Below are 22,854 nucleotides of genomic sequence, written 5' to 3' on the forward strand. Positions count from 1 at the left end.
ACCGCTGCGGATGGATTCACCGGCGATGCAACACCGTCCCGCGTCCGATTTCGCGAGGGTTGACGGACCCCCTCCGCGTGTGGCACGCGCGGCGCGCGATCGAGAGGTCGCCGCCTCCGGCCGCCCGCGTCAACCCCGAGACACCGTCCGCCCGGAACGGGAGACTGGGTCCATGACGACCGACCGACTCGTGCGCGTGGCCGATGCGACGTTCCGCGTGCGCACGCGCGGGCGGCCCGGCTCCGGTCGTCCGCCGATCGTGCTCGTGCACGGGATCGGCATCTCGCACCGCGCCTTCTCCCGGCTCGCCGAGGTGCTCGCCGCAGACGACGTCGTGCACGTCCTCGATATGCCGGGCTTCGGCGACCTGCCGCGTCCCGCGCACTCCCCCGACGTGCCCGCGATGGCCGAGCTGCTCGCCGACGTGGTCGCCGGCCTCGGCGACGGCCCGTTCGCGGTCGTCGGCAACTCGATGGGCACGCAGTGGGCGATCGAGCTCGCCTGCCGGCACCCCGGCCTCGTGTCGCGCGTCGTCGCGATCGGGCCGGTCGTCGACGAGCGGCGTCGCTCCGCCCCGCGGCAGGCCCTGGCTCTCGCCCACGACTGCCTGCGCGAGACCGTCTCCGCGAACGCGATCGTGCTGAGCGACTACGTGCGCTGCGGGCCGCGCTGGTACTTCCGCCAGCTCCCGCACATGCTCGCGTACCGGCCGGAGGAGCGCGTGACCGCTCTCCGTCGGCCGCTGCTCATCGTGCGCGGAGAGCGCGACCCGGTCGCCCGACGGGCGTGGTGCGCGCGCCTGCGCGACGCCGCGCAGGACGGCAGGCTCGTCGAGATCGCCGGCCAGCCCCACCTCGTGCAGCACACCGCACCCCGCGCCGTCGCCGCCGTGCTGCGGCCGTTCCTCGCCGCCGACCGGGAGCCGTCGCGCGCGGGGGACGCGGAGGGCCCGTGATCGGGCCGCTGCGGCGGCTCGCCTGGTGGGCGGCCGACTACGCCTACGCGGCCCTCGCTCAGCTGCGCGCCCTCACGCGGCGTCGCTCAGCGGCCGAGTTCCGCTCGGGCTCCCTCGCACCGGTGGTCGTGATCCCCGGGGTGTACGAGTCGTGGCGATTCCTCACCCCGCTCGTCGTCGCCCTGCACGCACGCGGCCATCCCGTGCACGTCGTCGAGCCGCTCCGGCACAACCGCATGCCGTTCTCGGCCGGAGCGGACCTCGTGGCCGAGCTCCTCGAGACGCGCGAGCTGCGCGACGTCGTCCTCGTCGCGCACAGCAAGGGCGGGCTCATCGGGAAGCGCGCGATGTCGCTTCCGGCCGCCGCCCGGCGCGTGCACGGGATGGTCGCGGTCGCGACGCCGTTCGGCGGCTCGCGCTATGCGCGCTTCCTCGCCGCCCCCACTCTCCGCGCATTCTCGCCGCGCGACGCGGCCCTCCGTGCGCTCGCGCAGGCGACCGAGGTCAACGCGCGGATCGTGTCGGTGTACGCGCGCTTCGACCCGCACATCCCCGAGGGCAGCGAGCTCCTCGGTGCGCGCAACGTCGTGCTCGAGACGGGCGGCCACTTCCGGGTGCTCGCGCATCCGCGGGTCATCGCGGAGGTGGCCGCCCTCGCCGAGACGGCGGATCGATGAGCGCCTACTCGCGGTGCAGCCTGTCCTGCGCCGCGCCCGCGATCCGCTCGACCGTGTTCGGGACGTCCGTCGTGCCGTAGAAGCGCGCGTCCGGGTGCGTGGGCGCCGGCATCGGAGCCGTCGTCGTGGGCCCGTCGTGGTAGGTGAACTCGCCCTTCCCGTCGGGCGTCGGGCCCGACGCCCACGATCCGTCGCGGGCGGCCGCGCCGTCGCTGAAGTTCAGGTACTGGTAGGAGACCTCGCGGTCCTCCTTCGCCAGCGGGAAGTTGCTCGGCACGGGAAGCTCCTCGATCCCCTCCGACTTCAGCTCCTCCGCCGCCGCGAGCCACTGGTTCTGGTGCATCGTGTCGCGCGCGAGGAGGAACGCGAGCAGGTCGCGCACGCCGTGGTCATCCGTCATGTGGTACAGCCGCGCGACCTGCAGCCTGCCCTGCATCTCGGCGTTGGCATTGGCCGTGAAGTCGGCGAGCAGGTTGCCGCTCGCGGTGATGTACGAGCCCGACCACGGGTTGCCGTTGCTGTCGACGGGGCGCGCGCCGGCGCCGGCGACGATGCCCTGCTGGACGTCGGTGCCGCCGACCACCGCCGCCACCGTCGGGTCGCTCTGCACGGCGTCCTCCGTGATCCCGAGCGGCGACTTCTCGAGGAGCTGCGCGATCATCACCGCGAGCATCTCGACATGGCCCATCTCCTCCGCGCCGATGCCGAAGACGAGGTCGCGGTACTTGCCCGGCATGTGCATGTTCCATCCCTGGAACTGGTACTGCAGGGCGACGGTGATCTCGCCGTACTGGCCGCCGAGCACCTCCTGCAGCTTCCGCGCGTACACCGCGTCGGGAGCGTCTGGCTTGGCTGCGTGCTGGAGTTCCTGCCTGTGGAGAAACATGGATCGCCTTCCGTGTGTCGTCGGTTTCGGGCGCCAGTCAAGCTCGCGCGCCCCGTCGGCGACACGGGGTTCCGGATGGCCCGGCCACGTGACACAATCGCGCTCCGCTCGGAGGGGCGGCCTCGCGCGCGCTGCTTCTACTCCTCCTTCTCCTTCTCCGCAAGCCACTTCTGACGGGCGCCGCTCCTTCGCTTCAGTGGGAGCCAGACCTCTCCGCGAGCACTGCTCCGGAGCCGCAGACACCGCCCGCGCCACGGGCCGCACGCGTGCAGACGCGGTGCCCGAGCGCGCCCTCGCAACGCTTCGAAAGAGGTGCCCCATGCCCGTCTCCGCCATCGCTCCGACACCGGCTCCCGCCCGCCGCGCCCCGCGAGCGCAGGAGGATCGCAACGCCCGTGCGGTCGCGCTCCTCGAACGCGCGCGGTCCGCGCCCGAGGCCGAGCGGACGCGGCTCCAGCAGCAGGTGGTCGTGGAGTACCTCGACGTCGCCGACGCGGTCGCGAGCCGGTACGTCTCGCGACCGCAGGACGCGGGCGACGTGCGGCAGGTCGCGTATCTCGGCCTCACGAAGGCGGTCCAGCGCTTCGCGCCCGACCGCGGCGCGGACATCGTGTCCTTCGCCGTCCCGACGATCGCGGGTGAGATCAAACGGCATCTGCGCGACACGAGCTGGGTGGTGCGCCCGCCCCGGCAACTCCAGGAGCTGCACGCAGAGCTCCGCACGGCCGTCCCCCGCATCGCCCAGCAGCTCGGGCACGACCCGTCTCCCGCCGAGATCGCCGCGGAGACGGGGTTCGCGGTCGAGCACGTGGTCGAGGCGATCGACTGCGGACAGGGCCGCCAGCCGGCCTCGCTCGACGCGCCGCACGCCGCGACCCCGGACGGGTCGCTCACCCTGGGCGACACGCTGCACGCGAGCGGCGCCGACTTCGCCCGCGCGGAGGTGAGCGCCGCGCTCGCCGCCGCCTGCCGCACCCTGAGCCCGCGCGAGCGGAGGATCCTCTACCTGCGCTTCTTCCACGAGCAGACGCAGGCGGAGATCGCGCGGGAGTGCGGGGTCACGCAGATGCAGATCTCGCGCCTTCTGACCAAGATCCTCTCGACCCTGCGCGGGCAGCTGACCCCCGACCTCCTCGCGGCCTGAGGAGAGCGCGGATGGCGGCCGGATTCCCCCTCCCCTCAGCGACGCACCGAGCGGGCCGCGGCGATCACCTCGTCTGCCTGGACGGCGAGCAGCGCAGGGTCGGGGGTCGCCGCGAACGCGTCGCCTCGGCGAGCGGCCGGGTCGGTGAGGGCGATGTGCGGCCCATCCGGCGGCCCCCATTCCTCGACCGGCGCCGGCCCGAACACGACGACCGACGGCGTGCGGTATGCGGAGGCGAGATGCGCCGCGCCGGTGTCGGCGGACACGACGACCGACGCGTCGGCCACGAGGGCCGCGAGCTCATCGAGGCGCGTCCGGTCCGCGAGCACCGCGTCCTCGTCGAGACCCGCGGCCGACGCGACGGCCTCCGCGCGCTCGCGGTCGGCCGCGCCGCCGGTCAGCACGATCCGGAGGCCGTCCGACCGGAGTGCGCGCGCGACCGCGGCGAACCGATCGACGGGCCACTGCCGCGATCCGTAGAACGCGCCCACGTGCAGCACCGCGGCGCCCGGGGCGGGCGATGCCGTCGTCGGGAGGGCGATGGCGACGTCGTCCTCATCGGCGGTCGCTCCGTACGCCGAGACGAGTCGCGCCCAGCGGCGTCGTTCCAGGATCCCGTCGAGCCACTCGGGGCCGTCCGGGTCGCTCGGCGAGCGGTGCACGATCCGGACACGGGCGCCCAGCGCGTCGATCAGCGCCCGCGATTCCGGGCCGTTGCCATGGAGGTTCGCGGCCACGTCGACGACTCCCGCGTCGAGCGGCAGGGGGTCGTCGAGGCCCGGCGTCGGCAGCAGCGCATCGACGCTGCCGACGAGCGCGGCGACCGGCGCCAGCCACCCGGGAGCGGCGAGCACGACCTCGTGGTCGGGGTGCGCACGCCGCAGACCGTGCAGCGCGGGCACCGCGACGAGCAGGTCGCCCAGCTTGAGGGCCCGCAGCGCGAGGACGATGGGGCGAGCGGACGGCTCGGTGAAGATGCGCACGGACCCATCGTGAACCGGCCCGCACGCCATCCGAACCCCCTTGCGCCGCGGCCAGGGCGGATGGCAGGAGCGCGGGACGCGAGGAGAAGTTCGCACCGGGGCGTTTGCCTCGCGGTGCGCGGGGGAAGTGCTTCTCGTATGGACGACCGTGACCGACCGCTCCGCGCGATCCTCTTCGATCGCGACGACACGCTCGTCGTCGACGTGCCGTACAACGGCGACCCCGACCGGGTCTCCCCCATGCCGACCGCTGTCGAGGCGCTGCGGCTCGTGCGCGCCCGCGGCCTGCGCACGGGGGTCGTCAGCAATCAGTCCGGCATCGCCCGCGGCATGCTGTCCGCCGACGAGGTGCGCCGAGTCAACGCGCGCGTGGACGAGGTGCTCGGCCCCTTCGACGTCTGGCGGTTCTGCCCGCACGGGCCGGACGACGGCTGCGCGTGCCGGAAGCCGCGGCCGGGCCTCGTCCTGTCCGCGGCCGACGCGCTCGGCTTCGCGCCGGCCCAGCTCGCGGTGATCGGCGACATCGGCGCCGACATGGGCGCCGCCGCTGCCGCCGGGGCGCGTGCGGTGCTCGTGCCGACCGCCCGCACGCTGCCCGACGAGATCGCCGCGGCGCCGCGGGTCGCGCCGGATCTGGCCGCGGCCGTCGCACTCCTGCTCGGGGAGTCGGTGCCCGCAGGGAGGGCGGCCTCATGAGGCGGCGCGTCCTCGTCGCGCGGCTCGACAGCATGGGCGACGTCCTGCTGGCGGGGCCGGCCGTCCGCGCCGTCGCGCGCGAGGCCGAGGTCATCATGCTGTGCGGGCCCCGGGGCGCCGCGGCGGGAGCGCTTCTGCCGGGTGTGCGCGACGTCATGGTCTGGGACGCCCCGTGGATCTCCGATCCGGCGCCCGCGGTGACCGGTGGACGCATCGACCAGCTCATCCACCGTCTGCGCACCGCGCGCATCGACGAGGCCGTGATCCTCACGTCGTTCCATCAGTCTCCGCTCCCCCTTGCCCTCCTCCTCCGGCTCGCGGGCGTGGACCGGATCGCGGGGGCCTCCGTCGACTACCCGGGCTCCCTCCTCGACGTCCGCCTGCGCCCCGGAGAGGATCTTCCCGAGGACATCCCCGAGGTGGACCGCGCGTGCGCGATCGCCGAGGCCGCCGGCTTCCCGGCCGAGGCCGACCGGCGCCTGCGCGTGCGCGACGTGGCCGACGCGTCCGCCCTCGTCGGCGACGGGCGCTACATCGTCCTCCACCCGGGAGCGGCCGTGGGCGCGCGCCGCTGGCCGGCCGAGGGGTTCGCCGGAGCGGCGCGGCTCCTGGCCGAGTCAGGGCGCCGGGTCGTCGTGACCGGCGCGGAGGGCGAGCGCGACCTCACGGCGCTCGTCGCGAGGGCGGCCGGCCCGCACGCCGTCGACCTCGCGGGAGCCTGCGACCTGCGGCTGCTGGCCGGCGTGCTCGCCGGCGCCGACGCCGTCGTCGTCGGGAACACCGGGCCCGCTCACCTCGCCGCAGCGGTCGGGACGCCGGTGGTGAGCCTGTTCTCGCCCGTCGTGCCGGCCGTCCGCTGGGCGCCGTACGGCGTGCCCGTCGCGCTGCTGGGCGATCAGGATGCGCCCTGTCGCGGGACGCGCGCCCGCGACTGCCCCGTGCCCGGCCACCCCTGCCTCGCCGACGTCGCCCCCGCGGAGGTCGCGACAGCGGCCATCCGCCTCGCCGACGCTCGCGAGGCCCACCCGATCGACACGAAGGACGGAGCGATCAGATGAGGATCCTGGTCTGGCACGTGCACGGCGGATGGATGAACGCCTTCCTCCGCGGGACGCACGAGTACGTCGTGCCCCGCCCAGACGACGAAGCGACGCCTCCGCATTTGCCGGAGTGCGCGCGGGCCGTGGCCGAATCGGCGCTGCGCGGCGAGGAGGTCGACCTCGTCGTGCTGCAGCGTCTCGAGGAGCTGGAGGCCGTCGAGCGCCTCCTGGGGCGCGTCCCCGGCCGCGACGTGCCCGCGGTCTTCGTCGAGCACAACACGCCGAAGGAGCGGCCGATCGACCAGCGTCACCCGCTCGCGGAGCAGCGCGCCATCCCGATCGTGCACGTCACGCACTTCAACCGGCTCGTCTGGGACAGCGGCGACGCGCCCACAGCGGTCATCGAGCACGGCGTGCCCGATCCCGGTGCCCTCTACACGGGCGCCCTCCCCGCGCTCGGCGTGGTGGTCAACGAGCCCGTGCGGCGCGGGAGGGCCACCGGGACGGATCTGCTGCCGGCCTTCGCCGAGATCGCGCCGCTGCACGCGTTCGGCATCGACACCGACCTCCTCCCAGGCGCGCTGGGCCTCGGTCCGGACCGGCTGCAGGTCGTCGGCGACCTGCCGACGCCCCTCCTGCACGGCGAGCTCGCGCGGCGGCGCGCGTACCTCCACCCGCTGCGGTGGACGTCGCTCGGCCTCTCCCTCCTCGAGGCGATGAGCCTCGGGATGCCCGTGCTCGTCCTCGCGACCACCGAGGCGGTCCGCGCCGTGCCGCCCGAGGCGGGTGCGATCTCGTCGGATCCGGACGACCTGCGCGCTGCCGCGCGGACGCTCATGGACGATCCGGACGAGGCGCGCCGCCGCGGGCTCGCCGCACGCGCGTTCGCCCGCGCGCACTACGGCCTCGAGCGCTTCCTGCAGGACTGGGACGCGCTGTTCGAGGAGCACGTCGCGGCGCACGCCGCGGCGCGACGCAGACGAGCGCGCTCGCTCGCGGGTGCCACGCAGCCCGCGCTCGTCTCGATCATGGAAGGAACGGACCGATGAAGATCTCGATGGTCTCCGAGCACGCGAGTCCTCTGGCCGCGCCGGGAAGCGTGGACGCGGGCGGACAGAACGTCCACGTCGCCGCGCTCTCGCGAGCACTCGCGCGGCGCGGGCACACCGTGACGGTCTGCACGCGCCGCGACGACCCCTCCCTGCCCCGTCGGGTCCGGCTCGATGACGGCGTCGAGGTCGTCCACATCGACGCGGGCCCGGCCGAGCACGTCGCGAAGGACGATCTCCTGCCGTTCATGGGCGAGCTCGCCGCCGGCCTCGCCGAGGAATGGCGGGACGACCGCCCCGACGTCGTCCACAGCCACTTCTGGATGTCGGGGCTCGCCGCGCTCGACGGCGTCGCCGCCCTCCGCGGCGCAGCTGCTCCGCCGCCCGTGCTGCACACCTTCCACGCCCTCGGGGTCGTGAAGCGCCGCCACCAGGGCGCCGCCGATACGAGCCCGCCCGAGCGGGAATGGCTCGAGCCCCGGGTCGGCCGCGAGGTCGACATGGTCGTGGCCACCTGCTCGGACGAGGCGTTCGAGCTCCGCGCGCTGGGCGTCCCGTCGCGACGCATCTCGATCGCGCCCTGCGGCGTCGACCTCGACCTCTTCCGGCCGCAGGGCTCGGTCGACGAGCGCGGAGCCCGCCATCGCGTGCTCAGCGTCGGGCGGCTCGTGCCCCGCAAGGGCGTCGACCTCGTGGTGCGGGCGATCGCCCGCCTCCGCGCCGAGGGGGTCGACGACGTCGAGCTCGTCGTCGTCGGCTCCGACGGCGCGGCAGGCGCCGCCGATCCCGAGGCGGCCCGACTGCGGGCGCTCGCGGCCGACCTGGGCGTCGCCGACCGCATCGTGTTCCGAGGCCAGGTGAGCCGCGACGACATGCCGGCTCTCCTGCGCTCGTCCGACGTCGTCGTGTGCGCGCCCTGGTACGAGCCGTTCGGCATCGTGCCGCTCGAGGCGATGGCGTGCGGCACCCCCGTCATCGCAGCGTCCGTCGGCGGACTCATCGACACGGTCGTCGACGGCGCGACCGGGCTGCACGTGCCGCCGCGCGATGCCGACGCGATCGCCGCCGCGCTCCGGCGCCTGCTGCCCGACCGCGACCTCCTCCGCGCGTTCGGCACGGCGGGGCGCGAGCGCGTCGAGGCGCGCTACTCGTGGGATCGGGTCGCCGCGCAGACCGAGCGCATCTATGCGAGCACACTGTCCCGCGCCCGCCGAGCGGGCGGCCGACTGGAAGGAGCGGCGCTGTGACCATCGCCGAGACCCGAGGCGCGGCGCGCGTGGGCGCCCCCGCGCGTGTCGACCCCGTCCGCGACCACCTCCGCGGCCTCGGCGCGGCCCTCGCGTCGGCGGAGCGTCATGCCGAGCAGCTCGAGGCCTGGGGCGTCGAGCTCGCCGCCCGACTGCGGCGCGGCCAGCGCGTGCTCGTGGCGGGCAACGGCGGCTCCGCCGCCGAGGCGCAGCATCTGACCGCGGAGCTCGTCGGCCGCTACCGCGAGGAGCGTCCGGCGTACTCCGCGATCGCCCTCAACGCCGAGACCTCGAGCGTGACGGCGATCGGCAACGACTACGGGTTCGACGAGGTGTTCGCGCGGCAGGTGCGCGCGCACGCCCGCGCAGGCGACATCGTGCTCCTGCTGTCCACGAGCGGCGCGAGCCCGAACCTGCTCCACGCCGCCCGCGCGGGTCGCCTCGCCGGCGCGGCCACCTGGGCGCTCACCGGCCCCGGCCCGAACCCGCTCGCGGAGGTGTGCGACGAGGCCGTCTGCCTCGATGGACCGTCGCCGCACGTCCAGGAGTGCCAGCTCGCCGCGATCCACGCGGTGTGCCGCGTGTTCGACGCGATCGTCATGGATGAGGAAGGACGCAGCTCATGAACATCGTCGTGGTCGGGGACGTGCTCCTCGACGAGGACGTCGACGGCGCGTCGACGAGGATGTCGCCGGACGCCCCGGTGCCGGTGATCGACGTCGCGTCGCGCACGCAGCGGGCCGGCGGGGCAGGACTCGTCGCGACGCTGCTCGCGCGCGACGGGCACGACGTCGCCCTCGTCACGGCGCTGTCCGACGACCCCTCCGCCGACCGCGTGCGCGCGTGCCTCGCGGGTGTCCGGATCGTCGCCGGCGCCTCGCACGCGCCGACACCCGTGAAGTCCCGCATCCGCGCCAACGGCCATCCGATCGGGCGGCTCGACGACGGCTGCGGGCCGGCCCCGGAGCCCGAGGTCACCGACGAGATGCTCACGGCGATCGCGGAGGCGGATGCGATCGTGGTGGCCGACTACGGCAGGGGGCTCGCGGCGCGCGCGCCGCTGCGGAGCGCGCTCGCGCGCCGCGCCGCGCACGCGCCGCTCGTGTGGGACCCGCATCCGCGCGGCGCGCAGCCCGTGCCGCAGGCCCGCCTCGTCACGCCGAACCTCGCCGAGGCGACGAGCGCATCGGGCGAGGGCGATCCCGAGGACGCGGCACGCCGTCTCCGCGATCTCTGGGGATGCGCGGCCGTCGCCGTGACGGCGGGTGAGCAGGGCGCTGTGCTCGCGACGGGCGACGGCGCGATCCGGCTGCCCGCGCTGCCCGTGGTGACGAGCGATCCGTGCGGAGCGGGCGACCGGTTCGCCGCGACGGCAGCCGTGGCCCTCGCCCGCGGCGACGATGAGCGCACGGCCGTCCGCGCGGCGGTCGACGCGGCGGGGGCCTTCCTCGCGGCGGGCGGCGTGTCGACGCTGGACGCGGCCGCCCTCTCCCGCCTTCCCGACGGCCGACGCGACGCGCGCGCGGTCGCCGAAGCGGTGCGGAGCCGAGGCGGCACCGTGGTCGCGACGGGCGGCTGCTTTGACCTCGTCCACGCGGGCCACGTGCGGACCCTCGAGGCGGCGCGCGCCCTGGGCGACTGCCTCATCGTCTGCCTCAACTCCGACGCCTCCGTCCGCCGACTCAAGGGTCCGCAGCGCCCGATCATCGGCGAGAGCGACCGCGTCGAGCTGCTCAGCGCCCTGGCGTGCGTCGATGCCGTCGTCGTGTTCGACGAGGACGGTCCCGAGCGCGCGATCGAGGGCATCCGGCCCGACCTCTGGGTCAAGGGCGGCGACTACAGCGCCGAGAGCCTTCCCGAGGCGCGCATCCTCGAGCGCTGGGGCGGCCGCGCTCTCACGCTCCCGTACCACCTCGCCCGTTCGACCACCGCGCTCGCCTCGGCGCTCGCGAAGGTCGGCTGAGCCATCCCGATCGCCGGCGTCAGCCGGAGAAGGAGGAACCACATGCAGGACACCTATCCGCGCCCCCTCGGCCGCGTGCTCGTGACCGGAGGCGGCTCGGGCCTCGGCGAGGCCGTCGTCCGCGCCGTCGCCGACGGCGGCGGAACGCCGGCCGTCATCGACCGGGATGTCTCGGGGATCGTCGGCGCGATCACGACCCGGCAGGCGGATGTCTCGGACCGGCTCGCGGTCGAGCGCGCGGTCGCGGAGATCGCCGAGGAGCTCGGCGGCATCGACGCGGTCGTGACGGCCGCGGGAATCGACCGCTGCGGACGCCTCGACGCCGTCGCCGCCGAGGAGTGGGAGCGCGTGATCGGCGTCAATCTGCTCGGCACGGTCTCCGTGGTCCGCGCCGCGCTGCCGCACATCGAGCGGGCCCACGGACGCGTCGTGACGGTGGCGTCGTCGCTCGCGCTGCGGGCGCTCCCCGATGCCACGGCGTACTGCGCATCGAAGTTCGGCGTGCTGGGATTCTCCCGGGCGCTCGCCGCGGAGACGCGCGGTCGCATCGGGGTCACGACGCTCATCCCGGCGGGGATGCGCACGCGCTTCTTCGACGACCGCGACGAGCAGTATCGACCGGGTCCCGACGCGCAGCTCAACGACCCCGCCGAGGTGGCGCGCACGGTGGTCTTCGCGCTGCAGCAGCCGCGGGGCTGCGAGGTCCGCGAGCTCGTCGTCTGCCCCGAGGAGGAGCCGTCGTGGCCGTGATCCGGTGAGACCCGCCGGGCCCCGCTGACCGGAGGGGCCCGGCGGGTCTCACCGCGCGCGCTCCGCCGCGGCGTCCTCGAGGAGGCGCAGCGCGTCGTCGCGCACGGCGGCCACCGGCACATCGGCGACGAACGAGACATCGTGCGCGCACCGCTCGGCGGTCCATCCGACCTGTGTCGCGTCCCGCCCGCACACGGGGCAGTGCGTCGTCCACCCCAGCTGCACGCGGTGACGTCCCCGGCCGAGGGGCCCCGCGTTCACGACGTTGCCGAACCAGTACACCGCGGCGGTCCGGGCGCCGACCGCCTGCGCGAGGTGGCGCGGGCCGCTGTCGTTCCCGATCACGACCGCGGCGTGGGCGAGGACGCCGGCGAGCGCGCCGAGATCGAGCGCGCCGGACAAATCCCGCACGCGGTCGGACGGCGCGTCGACCGCGGCGGCGATGCGGCCGCACAGATGGGCGTCCTCGCCATCGCCGACGAGGACCACGCGGGCTCCCGCGCCCACGAGCGCGGCGGCGACCGCGGCGAAGCGCTCGGCGGGCCATCGGCGTCGCGGGTCCGTCGCGCCGGGATGGATCACGGCGACGGGGCGATCCGCTCCGCACCGCTCCGCCGCGTGGGCGCGCTCGCGCGCGGACGTGCCGAGGCGCGGCTCGAGAGCGACCGGCGCGGCGCCGGCGAGGCCGGCGACCTCGAGGCCGCGGAGCATCTCGTGCTGGTAGTAGACGTAGTCGATCGTGCGCTCGAGGGGCGCGGCATCATCCGTGCGCGTGCCGACCGTGTGCCGCGCTCCGAGCGACAGCAGGAACGGGTTGGAGAAGCGCCCTCCCCCGTGCAGCTGGACGGCCAGATCCCACCCTTCCTCCCGCTGCTCGGCCGCGAACCGCTCGATCTCCCGGACGTCCGCCGCGACGTCGGGCGCCGCGCCCACGCCCGGGATCGCCGGCAGGACGCGCACGCGATGCGGCGCGCCGTCGCGCCCCGGAAGGAGGGCGCGCGCGACGGGCGCGCCGAGCAGCGTCACCTCGGCCTCGGGATACGACGCCATGAGCGCCTGCATCGCCGGCACGGCGAAGAGGAGGTCGCCGAGGCCGCCCGCGCGCAGCACGGCGATGCGCCGCACGCCGGCGAATCGGTCGCGCGGCGGCGCGACCGCCGGAGCGGGTGCCGCGGGGCGGGTGCCCAGCGGATCGGCGAGCGCTGTCTCCGGCGTCATGTGCGGCTCCTTCTCGTGCGGCAGGGTTCCTCTCCTCCTTCCGTTCCCCCGCGCCGCGCACGGCAAACCCCGGCGAGCGCGGTGTGTGAACGCGCGGCGCAGTGGGTACGTGGGGAGGAGGAGCACGCGAGCGGAAGGAGCAGGACGATGAGCGGCGACACAGCCATCCGGACGCGAGACGAGATCGTGATCAGGGATCCGCGCGACGGAACGGTGACCGGGTCGGTGCCCGTCGCCGATGTCGCGGAGGTCCGTGCCGCCGTCGCGAGGGCGAGGGCCGCGCAGCCCGCCTGGCGCGCGACCCCGGCCGCCGAGCGAGGTCGAGCGCTGCGGGCCGCCGCGCACGCGCTCGCTGAACGCAGCGCGGAGCTCGCGGAGGTCGAGCAGCGCGACAACGGGCGTCTGCGCGCCGATGCCGACGGCGGCATCGCGGCGGCCGTGGACACGCTCCTGCAGTATGCCGAGAGCGCTCCGCTGCACCGCGGCCGCAGCCTCCGCGGCGCCCCCGACGCGCTCGACCTCACGCGCGCGGAGCCGCGCGGCGTGGTGGCCGCCGTCACGCCGTGGAACGATCCCATCGCCGTGGCCGCCGGCCTCATCGGCGCCGCCGTCGCGACGGGCAACACCGTCGTCCACAAGCCGAGCGAGCGCTGCCCGCACGCCGGGCGCCTGCTCGGCGAGATCCTCGCCGCCGCCCTTCCCCCGGATGTGCTCGTGACGGTGCTCGGGGGCGCCGACGTGGGCGAGGCGCTGGTCAGCTCGCCCGGGGTCGACGTCGTGGCGCATGTCGGGTCGACGGCTGCGGGCGAGCGCATCGCGCGCATGACGGCGCTGACGGGCGCGCACCTCGTGCGCGAGAACGGCGGCAACGACGCGCTCATCGTCGACGCCGACGTCGACCCGCGCTGGGCGGCGGCCCAGGCGGCACTCGGGGCGTTCGCGAACAGCGGCCAGATCTGCACGGCCGTCGAGCGCATCTTCGTGCACCGTGCGGTCGCGCAGGAGTTCACGAGCGCCCTCGTGGCGGAGGCGGAGAGCCGGACCCTCGCGCCGCTCGTCGACGCGCGGATGCGCGACGAGGTGCATGCGCAGGTGACGGCGTCGCTCGCCGACGGCGCCCGGGCCCTCACCGGCGGGACGATGCCGGACGGCCCGGGCTTCCGCTACCCCGCGACGGTCCTCGTCGGCTGCACGCCCGACACCGCGGTCTTCCGCCAGGAGACCTTCGGCCCGGTCGCCCCGGTCATGGTCGTGGACGACTTCGACTCGGCTCTGCGCCACGCCGTGCAGGACGCGTACGGTCTGGCCGCGACCGTGCTCACGGGCGACATCGCGCACGCGCATCGCGCGATCGACGCGCTGCCGGTCGGCACCGTGAAGATCAACGCCGTCTTCGGCGGAGCTCCGGGCGGCTCCGCCCAGCCGCGCGGCCGCAGCGGATCCGGCTTCGGGTACGGACCGGAGCTCCTCGACGAGATGACGAGCGTCAAGGTGGTCCACATGGCACCGGCGGTGACGCGGTGAGCGCGCTCGACGCCCTCGCCGCGATCCGCGACCGTGCGCCGCGCGTGACGGTCATCGGCGACTTCCTCCTCGACGGCTGGTGGAGCGGCGGCATCTCGCGGCTCGCCCGCGAAGCGCCGGCGCCCGTCGTCGAGGTCGCCGAGCGCGCCTGGGCGCCCGGCGGCGCCGCCAACACCGCGATGAACCTCGCCGCGCTCGGCGCCCGCGTGAGCGCCGTGGGGCTCATCGGCGCCGACCACGCGGGACGACTGCTGCGCGAGCGGCTCGCCGCGGCCGGCATCGACACGGCGCGACTGCGCGAGGTGGCCGATGCGCGGACGACGACGAAGATCCGCGTCGTGTCGGGCGATCAGGTGATGCTGCGTCTCGACGAGACCCAGGATTCACCGTGGCCGGCGGATGCCCTCGCTCGTCTCGTCGAGGATGCGCGCCACGCGAGCGCGGACGCGGACGCGCAGCTCATCTGCGACTACGCGTCGACCCTCCTCGCCGACGAGGTCGTCGAGGCGCTGGCTCGGCTGCCGCGGCCGCCTCTGCGCGTCGTCGACGCGCACGATGCGGCGCGCTGGCGGCGAGCCGAACCGGACGTGATCACGCCCAACGCCGCGGAGGCCGAGCGCCTCGTCGGAGCCGAGCTCGGCACGGGCGAGGAGCGGGTCGAGCGGGCCGCCGCCGTGGCCGACCGGCTGCGCGCGGCGGCGGGCGCGGGCGCCGCTGTCGTCACGCTCGACCGCAGCGGGACGGTGCTCCTGCGCCCCGGCCATCCGCCCGTCCGCACGCGCGCGCACCCGACGCCGGAGAAGCAGGCGTCGGGCGCAGGCGACGTGTTCGTGGCCGCGCTCACGGTCGCCGTGGCCTCGGGAGCGCCCCTGCCCCTCGCGACGGAGCTCGCGCAGGCCGCGGCCGACGTCGCGGTGAGGAAGCCCGGGACCTGCGTGTGCTCCCTCGACGAGCTCGCGGCCTGGGCGGGCCGCCCTTCGGATGCGGCTCTCGACGGCGACGAGCTCGCCGAGCGCATCGCGGCGCACCGGCGAGCCGGCGAGCGGGTCGTCTTCACCAACGGGTGCTTCGACGTCCTGCACCGTGGCCACACGAGCTACCTCCGCCAGGCCAGGCGCCTCGGCGACGTGCTCGTCGTGGCGGTGAACGGCGACGCGTCCGTGCGACGGCTCAAGGGGCCCGGCCGCCCGGTCAACAGCGCCTCGGACCGTGCGAACGTCCTCGCCGCCCTCGAGTGCGTCGACTACGTGACGGTCTTCGACGAGGACACGCCCGCCGCGCTCATCCGGCGTCTGCGCCCGGACGTGTACGCGAAGGGCGGCGACTACACACCGGAGATGCTGGCCGAGACCGCCGACGTGCACGCGGTCGGCGGAGAGGTCGCGATCCTCGACTACGTCTCCGATCACTCGACGACCGAGATCATCGGACGGATCCGGTCCCGCCCCGCGCCGGCGGGTCTGGCTCGCGAGGGGCGGCGCTGATGAGGAGCAGACGCGGAGCGGCGCGGTGGGCCCTCGCACCGCAGCCCGCGCCGCCGGCAGTCGACGTGCTGGTGCCCACCGCCGGCCGCACGTCGGCGCTCGCCGTGACGCTCGCCGGCCTCGCCGCGCAGGACGACCCGGTCTTCCGGGTGATCGTGAGCGACCAGTCGCCCTCCACGCCTGTCGACGCAGACCCCGCCGTGCGCGCGATGTTCCGCGTCCTCCGGGCCCAGGGGCGCGAGGTCGTGCTGCTTCGTCACCTTCCCCGCCGCGGGATGGCAGAGCAGCGCCAGTTCCTGCTCGACGCGTCCCGCGCGCCGCGGGTGCTCTTCCTCGACGACGACGTATGGCTCGAGCCGGGCGCGCTGGAGCGGCTCGACGCCGCGCTGACCGAGTCGGGCGGCGGCTTCGCGGGGTACGCGGTGCAGGGACTGTCGCATCTCGACGACGTGCGCCCGCACGAGCGCGAGGCGTTCGAGCCGTGGGGGCCGGCGGGCGTGCGCCCCGAGCGGATGCGCCGCGGCGCACCGGGCTTCGAGCGGTGGCGTCTGCACAACGCCGCGAACATGGCGCACGAGGCCGCCGATCGCGGGCTCGACGACGACGCGCGGCTGGCCTACCGCATCGCATGGGTCGGCGGGTGCGTGCTCTTCGAGCGCGCGGAGCTGCTCGCCGCCGGCGGGTTCCGCTTCTGGCGCGACCTGCCGGCGGCGCACGCGGGCGAGGACGTCGTGGCGCAGTGGCGCGTCATGGAGCGTGCGGGCGGCGCCGGCGTGCTGCCGAGCGGGGCCGTCCACCTCGAGGCCCCCACCACCGTCGTCGACCGCGGGACGGAGGCGAGCGAGATCGTCTTCGCGGGCGAGTCGGCGCAGCAGGGCCCCGCGGGGCCCGAACGAGAGAGGAGAGAGAAGGATGAGCGACACGCCAGGCCCCATCCAGGTGCAGAAGTTCCTGGGCGGCATCGACTATCCCGCGAGCAAGGAGGACATCCTCGCATCGGCGCGGGACGCGGGCGCGGATGACGCCGTGCTCGATGCGCTCGGCCGCATCCCCGATCGCGAGTACGACGCGCCGACGGCCGTCAGCTCGGCCGTGAGCGACGCGGAGTGACGCGAGGGGGCGCCGGCCGACGTCGGCGCTCCCTCTCCGCTCGGCACCATGAGGCATAGACTGCGGTCTATGCCCGCCGCGACCTCCCCCGCTCTCCTCGCGACGGTCGCCGACCCGACGCGCGCCCGGATTATCCGGCTCATCCTCGACTCCCCCGAGGGCCGCGTGAGCGTGACCGAGCTCGCCGTCGAGCTCGGACTGCGCCAGCCGACCGTCAGCCACCACATGCGCGCGCTCGCGTCGGCGGGTGTCGTCGAGCGGCGGCAGGAGGGACGCCGCGCGTGGTTCTCGCTCGCACCGGGTCGCGCCGATGAGGTGATCGGCCTCGTGGGCCATGCCCCCGCCGCCGGCCCGGACCTCGAGCGCATCGCCGCGGACCTCACCGAGCGGTACCAGGGCGTGCACGGCGCCGAGACCGTGTCGCTCTTCGTGCGGACGAGCCATGAGCTCCTCCGCCGACAGGAGCGCACCCCGGCCCGCCTCGCCTCGCGGGTGTCGGCCCTCGCCGTCGAGCGCCTCGACGCGCTCACGCGCTCCCGATCCGTCGACCGCGGCGTGCCCGAGGTGCTCTTCGTCTGCGTGCGCAACGCGGGCCGCTCGCAGCTCGCCGCGGCGATCCTGCGGCATCTCGCCGGCGACCGGGTCCGCGCCCGCACGGCCGGCTCAGAGCCGGCCGAGGAGGTCAAGGCGCACGTCGTCGCGGTGCTCGACGAGATCGGGGTGCCGCTGGGCGACGAGTTCCCCAAGCCGCTGACCGCAGAGGCCCTGCGCGCGGCCGACGTCGTCGTCACGATGGGGTGCGGCGACGCGTGCCCCGTGCTCCCGGGCAAGACCTACCTCGACTGGCCGCTCGACGATCCCGCCGACCAGCCGCTCCCGCGCGTCCGCGCCATCCGCGACGAGATCGAGCGCCGCGTGCGCGGTCTTCTCGGGGATCTCCTTCCCATCACATAGACAACGGTCTATACTTTGAGGCGACCCGCCCCGGAGGAGCCATGACCGAGACCACCCGCCCCGCCGTCCTCTTCGTCTGCGTGCACAACGCGGGCCGCTCGCAGATGGCCGCGGGCTATCTGCAGGCGCTCGCGGGCGACCGCATCGACGTGCTCTCCGCGGGTTCGGAGCCCAAGGACCAGATCAATCCGGTGGCCGTCGCCGCCATGGCCGAGGAGGGCATCGACATCTCGGCGGCCACCCCGAAGGTGCTGACCGTCGACGCCGTCCGGGAGTCCGACGTCGTCATCACGATGGGCTGCGGCGACGCCTGCCCGATCTTCCCGGGGAAGCGCTACGAGGACTGGCAGCTCGACGACCCGGCCGGGCAGGGCATCGAGGCGGTCCGGCCGATCCGGGACGAGATCCGGGCGCGCGTCGAGAGCCTCGTCGCGGAGATCGCGCCCGCCTGAGAGCGGGCATCATCGAGGACCTCCCGGCCCGCGGCAACCCCCTGTTCGCGGCGTTCCCCCGCACCTAGTGTGCGGGGGAATGCCGACGACACAGGAGGTCCACATGACGCGCTTCGGATACACGCTGATGACCGAGCAGAGCGGCCCGCGAGAGCTCGTCGCCTACGCGCAGGCCGCGGAGGCGGCGGGGTACGACTACCTCGCGTGCAGCGACCACTACTCCCCGTGGCTCGTGAGCCAGGGCCACGCCCCCTACGCGTGGACGGTGCTCGGCGCGGTCGCCCAGGCCACGTCGCGCGTCGAGCTCATGACGTATGTGACGTGCCCCACGATGCGGTACCACCCCGCCGTGGTCGCGCAGAAGGCCGCGACGATGCAGGTGCTCTCGGACGGGCGGTTCACGCTCGGACTGGGATCGGGCGAGAACCTCAACGAGCACGTCGTGGGCGAGGGATGGCCTGCTGTGCACGCGCGCCAGGACATGCTCGCGGAGGCGATCGAGATCATCCGCGCGCTGCACACGGGTGACCTCGTGACCTACGAGGGCGAGTGGTTCCGCGTCGACTCCGCACGCGTGTGGGACGCCCCGGACGGCGGCGTGCCGATCGGCGTCGCGGTGTCCGGAGACAGCTCGGTCGCGGAGTTCGCGCCGCTCGCCGACCACCTCATCACGACCGCTCCCGACGCCGACCTCCTCGCCTCCTGGGACGAGGCTCGGGGAGGCCGCGCATCCCGCAAGATCGGGCAGATCCCGATCTCCTGGGACCCCGACCGAGACGCGGCCGTCGCGCGAGCGCACGAGCAGTTCCGCTGGTTCGCGGGCGGCTGGGCCGTGAACGCCGACCTGCCCACGCCCGCCGGCTTCGAGGGTGCCAGCGCGTATGTGCGCCCCGAGGACGTCGCGGCCTCGATCGCGTGCGGACCCGACCTCGACGCCCTCGCGGAGAGCGTGCGCCCGTTCGTCGACGCCGGCTTCACGGATGTCGCGATCGTCCAGGTGGGAGACGCTCAGCAGGAGCGCTTCCTCGCCGAGGTCGCGGAGCCGCTGCTCGAGCGACTCCGCGCACTCTGACGGTTCCCCGGCAGCGCGGGGCCGGCGCGGATCAGCCGGACGGGTTGTCGAGCGGCAGCCCCCGCTCGTCGGTGGTGTCCGGCAGCATCTCGTCGGCCACCTCGGCCGCGTCGGCCCCGCTCTGCTCGTCGCTCGCGACCCCCGTCGGCTCGCTGTCGACGACCCGGTGCGGCACCCCGAGGCGCTCGGCGAGCGCGCGCCCGGCCTCGATGGCCTCCTCCCTGCTCGCCGAGCTCTGCGAGAGCTCGCTGTCGCCGGCGACCCGGCTGATCCACTGCCCGCGCTTGGCGAACGTCTCCACGTGCGTTCCGGTCATGCTGCGTCCTCCCTCGTCGATGTCGGGAGCGACGCTACGACGGGCGCCGGGATGACGACAGGGGGTTGCGCCCTGGCCAGGTGCGGCTCACGCCGTGCGCGAGCAGCGTCAGCCGAGAGCGGAGTCCGACCCTGCGAGCAGGCGTCGCGCGACCGTCGCGCCCGCGCCGAGGTGCTCGACGAGCGCGTCCGCGGCGGCCTCCAGCTCGGCATCCGACGTCGGCGCGAGAGCGTCGAGGATGAACAGGGCCGTGCGCGTGCCGTCGGTCAGCCGCGTGCGGCGGCCCTGACGCCAGTTCCATCGGCGGCACGTCACGCCCTCGCCGTCGCACCAGACGACCTCACCGGGGTCGGGGTGCTCGACGACCGGGTCTCCGCCGGCCACCGTGTCGAAGGGCTCCGACCCCGTCGCGCGCACGAGGCGCGGCGCACCCACGTACCGGTCGAGATCCTCACCGCCGAGCGGGAGCCCATGGAGGACCGAGACGGCGTTGTACACGTCGGTGAGGCGATTCACTCGCGGCAGCGCATCCGCCGCACGGCGGGTGAGCGCTTCGAGGCTGTTGCGCGTCCGCTGCGGCTTCGCCCCGAACGCCCGGTAGGCCTCGCGCCACGACGCGATGTGCGGCTCATCCTCGATCGGCCCGGCGGCGACCAGGCGCCGGGCGTGCTCCTCGGCACGGACGAGCAGCGCCTCGCTCTCCGCGTCGCCTGCCGCCGGAGCGATCCCCTCGATCACGACGAGCATCGCCCGGTAGTCGGGGCGGAGGGCGAACACCTCCTCGTGGACGAAGCTGTCCTCGAGGATCCTGTCGATCCGCGTCGTTCCCGCCATGAGCTCCTCCTCGGTCTCCCGTTCCCCCCGAGCATAGTGCACGAAAATGCACTGAAATGGCCAGGCTCCGAGAAACCGGTATCGACGCGCCCGCAGGCGGGTGATTGACTCTCCGGGAGATGTCTCCTACGGTCGAGACACGCATATATTTAGATACTCAATCATCCGGGCGTCGATGCCCGGAGAGAGAACGAGGAACAGTGACACAGCAGTCCTCCCCCACTCCCGCTCGTCGCATCCGTGCAGGCGTCGTCGGAATCGGATGGGCCGGCCAGCAGCACATGGCGGCGTACGCCGCCCGCCCGGAGGTCGACCTCGTCGCGATCGCCGGGAAGGAAGACGACGTCCGCGCGCAGCTCGCGGAGACCTACGGCATCGACGAGACGTACGCCGACTGGGAGGAGATGATCGGCCGCGGCGACCTCGACGTCGTCAGCGTCGCGGTGCCGACCTTCCTCCACGCGCCGATCAGCATCGCGGCGCTGCGCGCCGGCGCGCACGTCCTGTGCGAGAAGCCGATCGCCCGCACGGGCGACGAGGGCCAGAGCATGGTCGACGCCGCGCGCGAGGCCGGGCGCATCCTCGAGATCACCTTCAACCACCGCCGCCGCGGCGACATCGAGGCGATCCGCGCGGCCGTCGACGACGGCACGATCGGTCGCCCCTACCACGCGCGCGCCATGTGGCTGCGGCGCTCGGGCATCCCGGCTCTCGGGAGCTGGTTCACGAACGCCGAGATGTCGGGAGGCGGGCCGCTCGTCGACCTCGGTGTGCATGTGCTCGACTGGACGCTCCACCTCATGGGAGAGCCCCGCGTGACCGCGGTGTCCGCCGTCACGCACTCCGAGCTCGGCCCGCGCGGCCTGGGCGGCTCGGGAGGCGTCAAGCACGGGACCGGTCACGCGTACGAGGTCGAGGACCTCGCCACCGCGCTCCTGCGCCTCGAGGGCGGCGGGTCGATCGTGCTGGAGACGAGCTGGGCGTCGCACCGCTCGACCCCCGATCAGTTCGGCATCGCGCTGTACGGCACCGACGGCGGCGCCGACCTCTCCGTCGTGGACTACGCCCCGTCGGGCGAGCTGACGATCTTCACGGGCGATGGCGCGTCGCGCCAGGACACCCCGATCCAGGCGCCCGCAGGTCGCGGTCACGCCGCCGTCGTGGAGACGTTCCTCGACCACGTCGCCGATCCCGCCACGTGGGCCGAACACGACGGGAGCGTCGGGCTCAGCCGCGCGCGCCTCGTCGACGCCTGCTACGCGTCGGCCGCCGCCGGGCGCGAGATCGCCCTCGACACCGACCTCAACATCATCGGAGGAACAGCATGACCATCCGCGCCCTCGTCTGGAACGAGAACGTCCACGAGACGACGCAGGACGACATCCGCGCCATCTATCCCGACGGGATCCACGGCGCGATCGCGCAGGGCCTCGCCGAGCTGCTCGGCGACGACGTCGCGGTGCGCACGGCGACGCTCGCGGAGCCCGAGCATGGCCTGACGGAAGATGCCCTCGCGGCCGCGGACGTGCTCCTGTGGTGGGGCCACATCGCGCATGATCAGGTGGCGGACGAGGTCGTGGCGCGCGTGCAGCGCCATGTCCTCGGCGGGATGGGCCTCATCGTGCTGCATTCCGGCCACTTCTCGAAGATCTTCACGCGACTGCTCGGCACGACGTGCTCCCTCGCCTGGCGCAACGACGGAGAGCGCGAGCTGGTCTGGACGACCGCGCCCGGGCATCCGATCGCGGAGGGCGTCGAGAATCCGATCGTCATCGAGCGACAGGAGATGTACGGCGAGCACTTCGACATCCCGAACCCCGACGACCAGGTGTTCATCAGCTCGTTCGAGGGCGGCGAGGTGTTCCGCTCGGGCGTGACCTTCACGCGCGGCCGCGGGCGGATCTTCTACTTCAGCCCCGGCGATCAGGAGTACCCCGTCTACTTCCACCCTCAGGTGCGCCGCGTGCTCGCGAACGCCGTCCGCTGGACGGCCCCGACGCCGGGCGAGCGCCGACAGCCGGAGGTGAGCAACCCCGCGCGGAGGACGTGGTCCTGACGCCGTCTGCCCGATCGCGGCGACCGTGTCAAGCCTCGAGCCCCGTCTTGGAGAGGAGGCGGCGCGGTCGGTAGACATCTTCTATCGCCGCACCCCGCGGCACCGAGAACGGAGGACAGATGTCGCTGATCGCAGAGACAGCCCCGCAGGCCCCCGCACGCACCGCGTCGACCATGAGGACCGGTCACCCGAGCCTCGGACGCGCGCCGGAAGCCGTCCTCATCCCCATCAGCCTCACGTGCTACCAGGTGGCGCTCGCAGACCAGGTGAAGGGGTACATCTGCGTCAAGGGACGCGAGTGGGAGTGCTTCGCCGGCGCGCACATGGCCGACGCGCGCTCGATCGGGACCCGCGCGAGCCTCACCGTCGCCATCCGCGATCTCGTGACCGACATCCCGCACGGTCTCACGGCCGTCTGACCGATCGCGACGAGGAGGCGCCGCC

25 protein-coding genes are annotated in these 22,854 nt (G+C 74.4%); 20 read left to right on the forward strand and 5 right to left on the reverse strand.

Translation table 11 applies throughout. The features are described 5' to 3' along the window. Positions 1 to 172 precede the first annotated feature (172 nt). Positions 173 to 955 (forward strand): alpha/beta fold hydrolase, encoded by a 783-nt coding sequence (locus M1D56_RS08720; protein WP_456283268.1) that lies wholly within the window; start codon positions 173 to 175, stop codon positions 953 to 955. Beyond that, on the forward strand, positions 952 to 1,632 hold the full coding sequence (locus tag M1D56_RS08725) for an esterase/lipase family protein (RefSeq protein ID WP_271171967.1): 681 nt from the start codon (positions 952 to 954) through the stop codon (positions 1,630 to 1,632). The genes M1D56_RS08720 and M1D56_RS08725 overlap by 4 nt, the downstream gene beginning before the upstream one ends. Positions 1,633 to 1,636: 4 nt before the next feature. Here M1D56_RS08725 and M1D56_RS08730 read toward each other — a convergent pair whose 3' ends face one another. After that, positions 1,637 to 2,518, reverse strand: coding sequence for a manganese catalase family protein (locus M1D56_RS08730; RefSeq protein WP_271171968.1), 882 nt, complete (start codon positions 2,516 to 2,518; stop codon positions 1,637 to 1,639). A 319-nt stretch (positions 2,519 to 2,837) separates the two neighbouring features. On the opposite strand from M1D56_RS08730, the gene M1D56_RS08735 reads away from it, so the two are divergent. Beyond that, positions 2,838 to 3,662, forward strand: a complete 825-nt coding sequence (locus tag M1D56_RS08735) for a sigma-70 family RNA polymerase sigma factor (RefSeq protein WP_421075867.1) — start codon at positions 2,838 to 2,840, stop codon at positions 3,660 to 3,662. 35 nt (positions 3,663 to 3,697) lie between these two features. Here the strand turns inward: M1D56_RS08735 and M1D56_RS08740 are convergent, their stop codons facing one another. Next, a complete protein-coding gene (locus M1D56_RS08740) occupies positions 3,698 to 4,675 on the reverse strand; it encodes a glycosyltransferase family 9 protein (RefSeq protein WP_456283270.1) in 978 nt (325 codons plus the stop codon). A gap of 108 nt (positions 4,676 to 4,783) precedes the next feature. Between M1D56_RS08740 and M1D56_RS08745 the strand changes: the two genes are divergently transcribed. The 7 genes from M1D56_RS08745 to M1D56_RS08775 are packed head-to-tail and all read left to right on the forward strand — an operon-like array spanning position 4,784 to position 11,390. Continuing rightward, positions 4,784 to 5,341, forward strand: coding sequence for a D-glycero-alpha-D-manno-heptose-1,7-bisphosphate 7-phosphatase (locus tag M1D56_RS08745; protein ID WP_456283272.1), 558 nt, complete (start codon positions 4,784 to 4,786; stop codon positions 5,339 to 5,341). After that, positions 5,338 to 6,399, forward strand: a complete 1,062-nt coding sequence (locus M1D56_RS08750; RefSeq protein WP_456283273.1) for a glycosyltransferase family 9 protein — start codon at positions 5,338 to 5,340, stop codon at positions 6,397 to 6,399. The genes M1D56_RS08745 and M1D56_RS08750 overlap by 4 nt, the downstream gene beginning before the upstream one ends. After that, the gene (locus M1D56_RS08755; RefSeq protein ID WP_456283274.1) at positions 6,396 to 7,430 is read left to right on the forward strand and encodes a glycosyltransferase; all 1,035 of its coding nucleotides are present in this window, start codon (positions 6,396 to 6,398) and stop codon (positions 7,428 to 7,430) included. The genes M1D56_RS08750 and M1D56_RS08755 overlap by 4 nt, the downstream gene beginning before the upstream one ends. Then, positions 7,427 to 8,677, forward strand: coding sequence for a glycosyltransferase (locus M1D56_RS08760; protein WP_456283276.1), 1,251 nt, complete (start codon positions 7,427 to 7,429; stop codon positions 8,675 to 8,677). The genes M1D56_RS08755 and M1D56_RS08760 overlap by 4 nt, the downstream gene beginning before the upstream one ends. Next, a complete protein-coding gene (locus M1D56_RS08765; protein ID WP_282977846.1) occupies positions 8,674 to 9,303 on the forward strand; it encodes a D-sedoheptulose-7-phosphate isomerase in 630 nt (209 codons plus the stop codon). The genes M1D56_RS08760 and M1D56_RS08765 overlap by 4 nt, the downstream gene beginning before the upstream one ends. After that, positions 9,300 to 10,640: a D-glycero-beta-D-manno-heptose 1-phosphate adenylyltransferase gene (rfaE2, locus tag M1D56_RS08770; RefSeq protein WP_456283278.1), complete on the forward strand. Its 1,341-nt coding sequence runs from the start codon at positions 9,300 to 9,302 to the stop codon at positions 10,638 to 10,640. The genes M1D56_RS08765 and rfaE2 (M1D56_RS08770) overlap by 4 nt, the downstream gene beginning before the upstream one ends. 42 nt (positions 10,641 to 10,682) lie before the next feature. Continuing rightward, positions 10,683 to 11,390, forward strand: a complete 708-nt coding sequence (locus tag M1D56_RS08775) for an SDR family oxidoreductase (RefSeq protein ID WP_271171977.1) — start codon at positions 10,683 to 10,685, stop codon at positions 11,388 to 11,390. A gap of 48 nt (positions 11,391 to 11,438) precedes the next feature. Here M1D56_RS08775 and M1D56_RS08780 read toward each other — a convergent pair whose 3' ends face one another. Next, the gene (locus tag M1D56_RS08780; protein WP_456283280.1) at positions 11,439 to 12,608 is read right to left on the reverse strand and encodes a glycosyltransferase family 9 protein; all 1,170 of its coding nucleotides are present in this window, start codon (positions 12,606 to 12,608) and stop codon (positions 11,439 to 11,441) included. Between the two features lie 147 nt (positions 12,609 to 12,755). Here M1D56_RS08780 and M1D56_RS08785 point away from each other — a divergent pair, with 147 nt between their 5' ends. The 7 genes from M1D56_RS08785 to M1D56_RS08815 all read left to right on the forward strand — a co-directional run bounded on the left by M1D56_RS08785 (position 12,756) and on the right by M1D56_RS08815 (position 19,204). Then, positions 12,756 to 14,132 carry an aldehyde dehydrogenase family protein gene (locus M1D56_RS08785; protein ID WP_456283281.1) on the forward strand — a complete coding sequence of 459 codons (1,377 nt, stop codon included), beginning with the start codon at positions 12,756 to 12,758 and terminating at the stop codon, positions 14,130 to 14,132. Continuing rightward, positions 14,129 to 15,616 carry a D-glycero-beta-D-manno-heptose 1-phosphate adenylyltransferase gene (gene rfaE2 / locus M1D56_RS08790; protein ID WP_456283282.1) on the forward strand — a complete coding sequence of 496 codons (1,488 nt, stop codon included), beginning with the start codon at positions 14,129 to 14,131 and terminating at the stop codon, positions 15,614 to 15,616. The genes M1D56_RS08785 and rfaE2 (M1D56_RS08790) overlap by 4 nt, the downstream gene beginning before the upstream one ends. After that, positions 15,616 to 16,638: a glycosyltransferase family A protein gene (locus M1D56_RS08795; protein WP_456283283.1), complete on the forward strand. Its 1,023-nt coding sequence runs from the start codon at positions 15,616 to 15,618 to the stop codon at positions 16,636 to 16,638. The genes rfaE2 (M1D56_RS08790) and M1D56_RS08795 overlap by 1 nt, the downstream gene beginning before the upstream one ends. Further along, positions 16,556 to 16,726 (forward strand): DUF2795 domain-containing protein, encoded by a 171-nt coding sequence (locus M1D56_RS08800; RefSeq protein WP_282978073.1) that lies wholly within the window; start codon positions 16,556 to 16,558, stop codon positions 16,724 to 16,726. Before M1D56_RS08795 ends, M1D56_RS08800 begins: the two co-directional genes overlap by 83 nt. A 69-nt stretch (positions 16,727 to 16,795) precedes the next feature. After that, complete coding sequence (locus tag M1D56_RS08805; RefSeq protein ID WP_456283285.1) at positions 16,796 to 17,680, forward strand: metalloregulator ArsR/SmtB family transcription factor; 885 nt, start codon at positions 16,796 to 16,798, stop codon at positions 17,678 to 17,680. 41 nt (positions 17,681 to 17,721) lie between these two features. Next, positions 17,722 to 18,132: an arsenate reductase ArsC gene (locus M1D56_RS08810; protein ID WP_282977859.1), complete on the forward strand. Its 411-nt coding sequence runs from the start codon at positions 17,722 to 17,724 to the stop codon at positions 18,130 to 18,132. 103 nt (positions 18,133 to 18,235) lie between these two features. Beyond that, positions 18,236 to 19,204 carry a TIGR03557 family F420-dependent LLM class oxidoreductase gene (locus M1D56_RS08815; RefSeq protein WP_271171984.1) on the forward strand — a complete coding sequence of 323 codons (969 nt, stop codon included), beginning with the start codon at positions 18,236 to 18,238 and terminating at the stop codon, positions 19,202 to 19,204. Positions 19,205 to 19,235: 31 nt separating this feature from the next. On the opposite strand, the gene M1D56_RS08820 is transcribed toward M1D56_RS08815, so the two are convergent. Together M1D56_RS08820 and M1D56_RS08825 are read right to left on the reverse strand one after the other, a co-directional pair. Beyond that, a complete protein-coding gene (locus M1D56_RS08820) occupies positions 19,236 to 19,520 on the reverse strand; it encodes a DUF2188 domain-containing protein (protein ID WP_456283286.1) in 285 nt (94 codons plus the stop codon). Positions 19,521 to 19,628: 108 nt separating this feature from the next. After that, positions 19,629 to 20,354, reverse strand: coding sequence for a B3/B4 domain-containing protein (locus M1D56_RS08825; RefSeq protein WP_456283287.1), 726 nt, complete (start codon positions 20,352 to 20,354; stop codon positions 19,629 to 19,631). Positions 20,355 to 20,554: 200 nt separating this feature from the next. Between M1D56_RS08825 and M1D56_RS08830 the strand changes: the two genes are divergently transcribed. From M1D56_RS08830 to M1D56_RS08840, 3 genes are all read left to right on the forward strand, one after another. Then, positions 20,555 to 21,682, forward strand: coding sequence for a Gfo/Idh/MocA family protein (locus tag M1D56_RS08830; RefSeq protein WP_271171987.1), 1,128 nt, complete (start codon positions 20,555 to 20,557; stop codon positions 21,680 to 21,682). Further along, the gene (locus M1D56_RS08835) at positions 21,679 to 22,410 is read left to right on the forward strand and encodes a ThuA domain-containing protein (RefSeq protein WP_271171988.1); all 732 of its coding nucleotides are present in this window, start codon (positions 21,679 to 21,681) and stop codon (positions 22,408 to 22,410) included. The genes M1D56_RS08830 and M1D56_RS08835 overlap by 4 nt, the downstream gene beginning before the upstream one ends. 119 nt (positions 22,411 to 22,529) lie before the next feature. Further along, entirely contained in the window at positions 22,530 to 22,829 is a 300-nt protein-coding gene (locus tag M1D56_RS08840; RefSeq protein WP_271171989.1) for a hypothetical protein, read from the forward strand. The last annotated feature ends 25 nt before the right edge of the window (positions 22,830 to 22,854 follow it).

The sequence above is a fragment of the Microbacterium sp. JZ101 genome (genome assembly GCF_053903175.1).

Coding starts and splice junctions, on each gene's coding strand:
- M1D56_RS08820 (WP_456283286.1), bottom strand. CDS start 19,520: ATGACCGGAACGCACGTGGAGACGTTCGCCAAGCGCGGGCAGTGGATC.
- rfaE2 (WP_456283278.1), top strand. CDS start 9,300: ATGAACATCGTCGTGGTCGGGGACGTGCTCCTCGACGAGGACGTCGAC.
- M1D56_RS08740 (WP_456283270.1), bottom strand. CDS start 4,675: ATGGCGTGCGGGCCGGTTCACGATGGGTCCGTGCGCATCTTCACCGAG.
- M1D56_RS08825 (WP_456283287.1), bottom strand. CDS start 20,354: ATGGCGGGAACGACGCGGATCGACAGGATCCTCGAGGACAGCTTCGTC.
- M1D56_RS08815 (WP_271171984.1), top strand. CDS start 18,236: ATGACGCGCTTCGGATACACGCTGATGACCGAGCAGAGCGGCCCGCGA.
- M1D56_RS08720 (WP_456283268.1), top strand. CDS start 173: ATGACGACCGACCGACTCGTGCGCGTGGCCGATGCGACGTTCCGCGTG.
- M1D56_RS08810 (WP_282977859.1), top strand. CDS start 17,722: ATGACCGAGACCACCCGCCCCGCCGTCCTCTTCGTCTGCGTGCACAAC.
- M1D56_RS08805 (WP_456283285.1), top strand. CDS start 16,796: ATGCCCGCCGCGACCTCCCCCGCTCTCCTCGCGACGGTCGCCGACCCG.
- M1D56_RS08785 (WP_456283281.1), top strand. CDS start 12,756: ATGAGCGGCGACACAGCCATCCGGACGCGAGACGAGATCGTGATCAGG.
- M1D56_RS08750 (WP_456283273.1), top strand. CDS start 5,338: ATGAGGCGGCGCGTCCTCGTCGCGCGGCTCGACAGCATGGGCGACGTC.
- M1D56_RS08835 (WP_271171988.1), top strand. CDS start 21,679: ATGACCATCCGCGCCCTCGTCTGGAACGAGAACGTCCACGAGACGACG.
- M1D56_RS08775 (WP_271171977.1), top strand. CDS start 10,683: ATGCAGGACACCTATCCGCGCCCCCTCGGCCGCGTGCTCGTGACCGGA.
- M1D56_RS08760 (WP_456283276.1), top strand. CDS start 7,427: ATGAAGATCTCGATGGTCTCCGAGCACGCGAGTCCTCTGGCCGCGCCG.
- M1D56_RS08730 (WP_271171968.1), bottom strand. CDS start 2,518: ATGTTTCTCCACAGGCAGGAACTCCAGCACGCAGCCAAGCCAGACGCT.
- M1D56_RS08745 (WP_456283272.1), top strand. CDS start 4,784: ATGGACGACCGTGACCGACCGCTCCGCGCGATCCTCTTCGATCGCGAC.
- M1D56_RS08795 (WP_456283283.1), top strand. CDS start 15,616: ATGAGGAGCAGACGCGGAGCGGCGCGGTGGGCCCTCGCACCGCAGCCC.
- M1D56_RS08840 (WP_271171989.1), top strand. CDS start 22,530: ATGTCGCTGATCGCAGAGACAGCCCCGCAGGCCCCCGCACGCACCGCG.
- M1D56_RS08755 (WP_456283274.1), top strand. CDS start 6,396: ATGAGGATCCTGGTCTGGCACGTGCACGGCGGATGGATGAACGCCTTC.
- M1D56_RS08780 (WP_456283280.1), bottom strand. CDS start 12,608: ATGACGCCGGAGACAGCGCTCGCCGATCCGCTGGGCACCCGCCCCGCG.
- M1D56_RS08735 (WP_421075867.1), top strand. CDS start 2,838: ATGCCCGTCTCCGCCATCGCTCCGACACCGGCTCCCGCCCGCCGCGCC.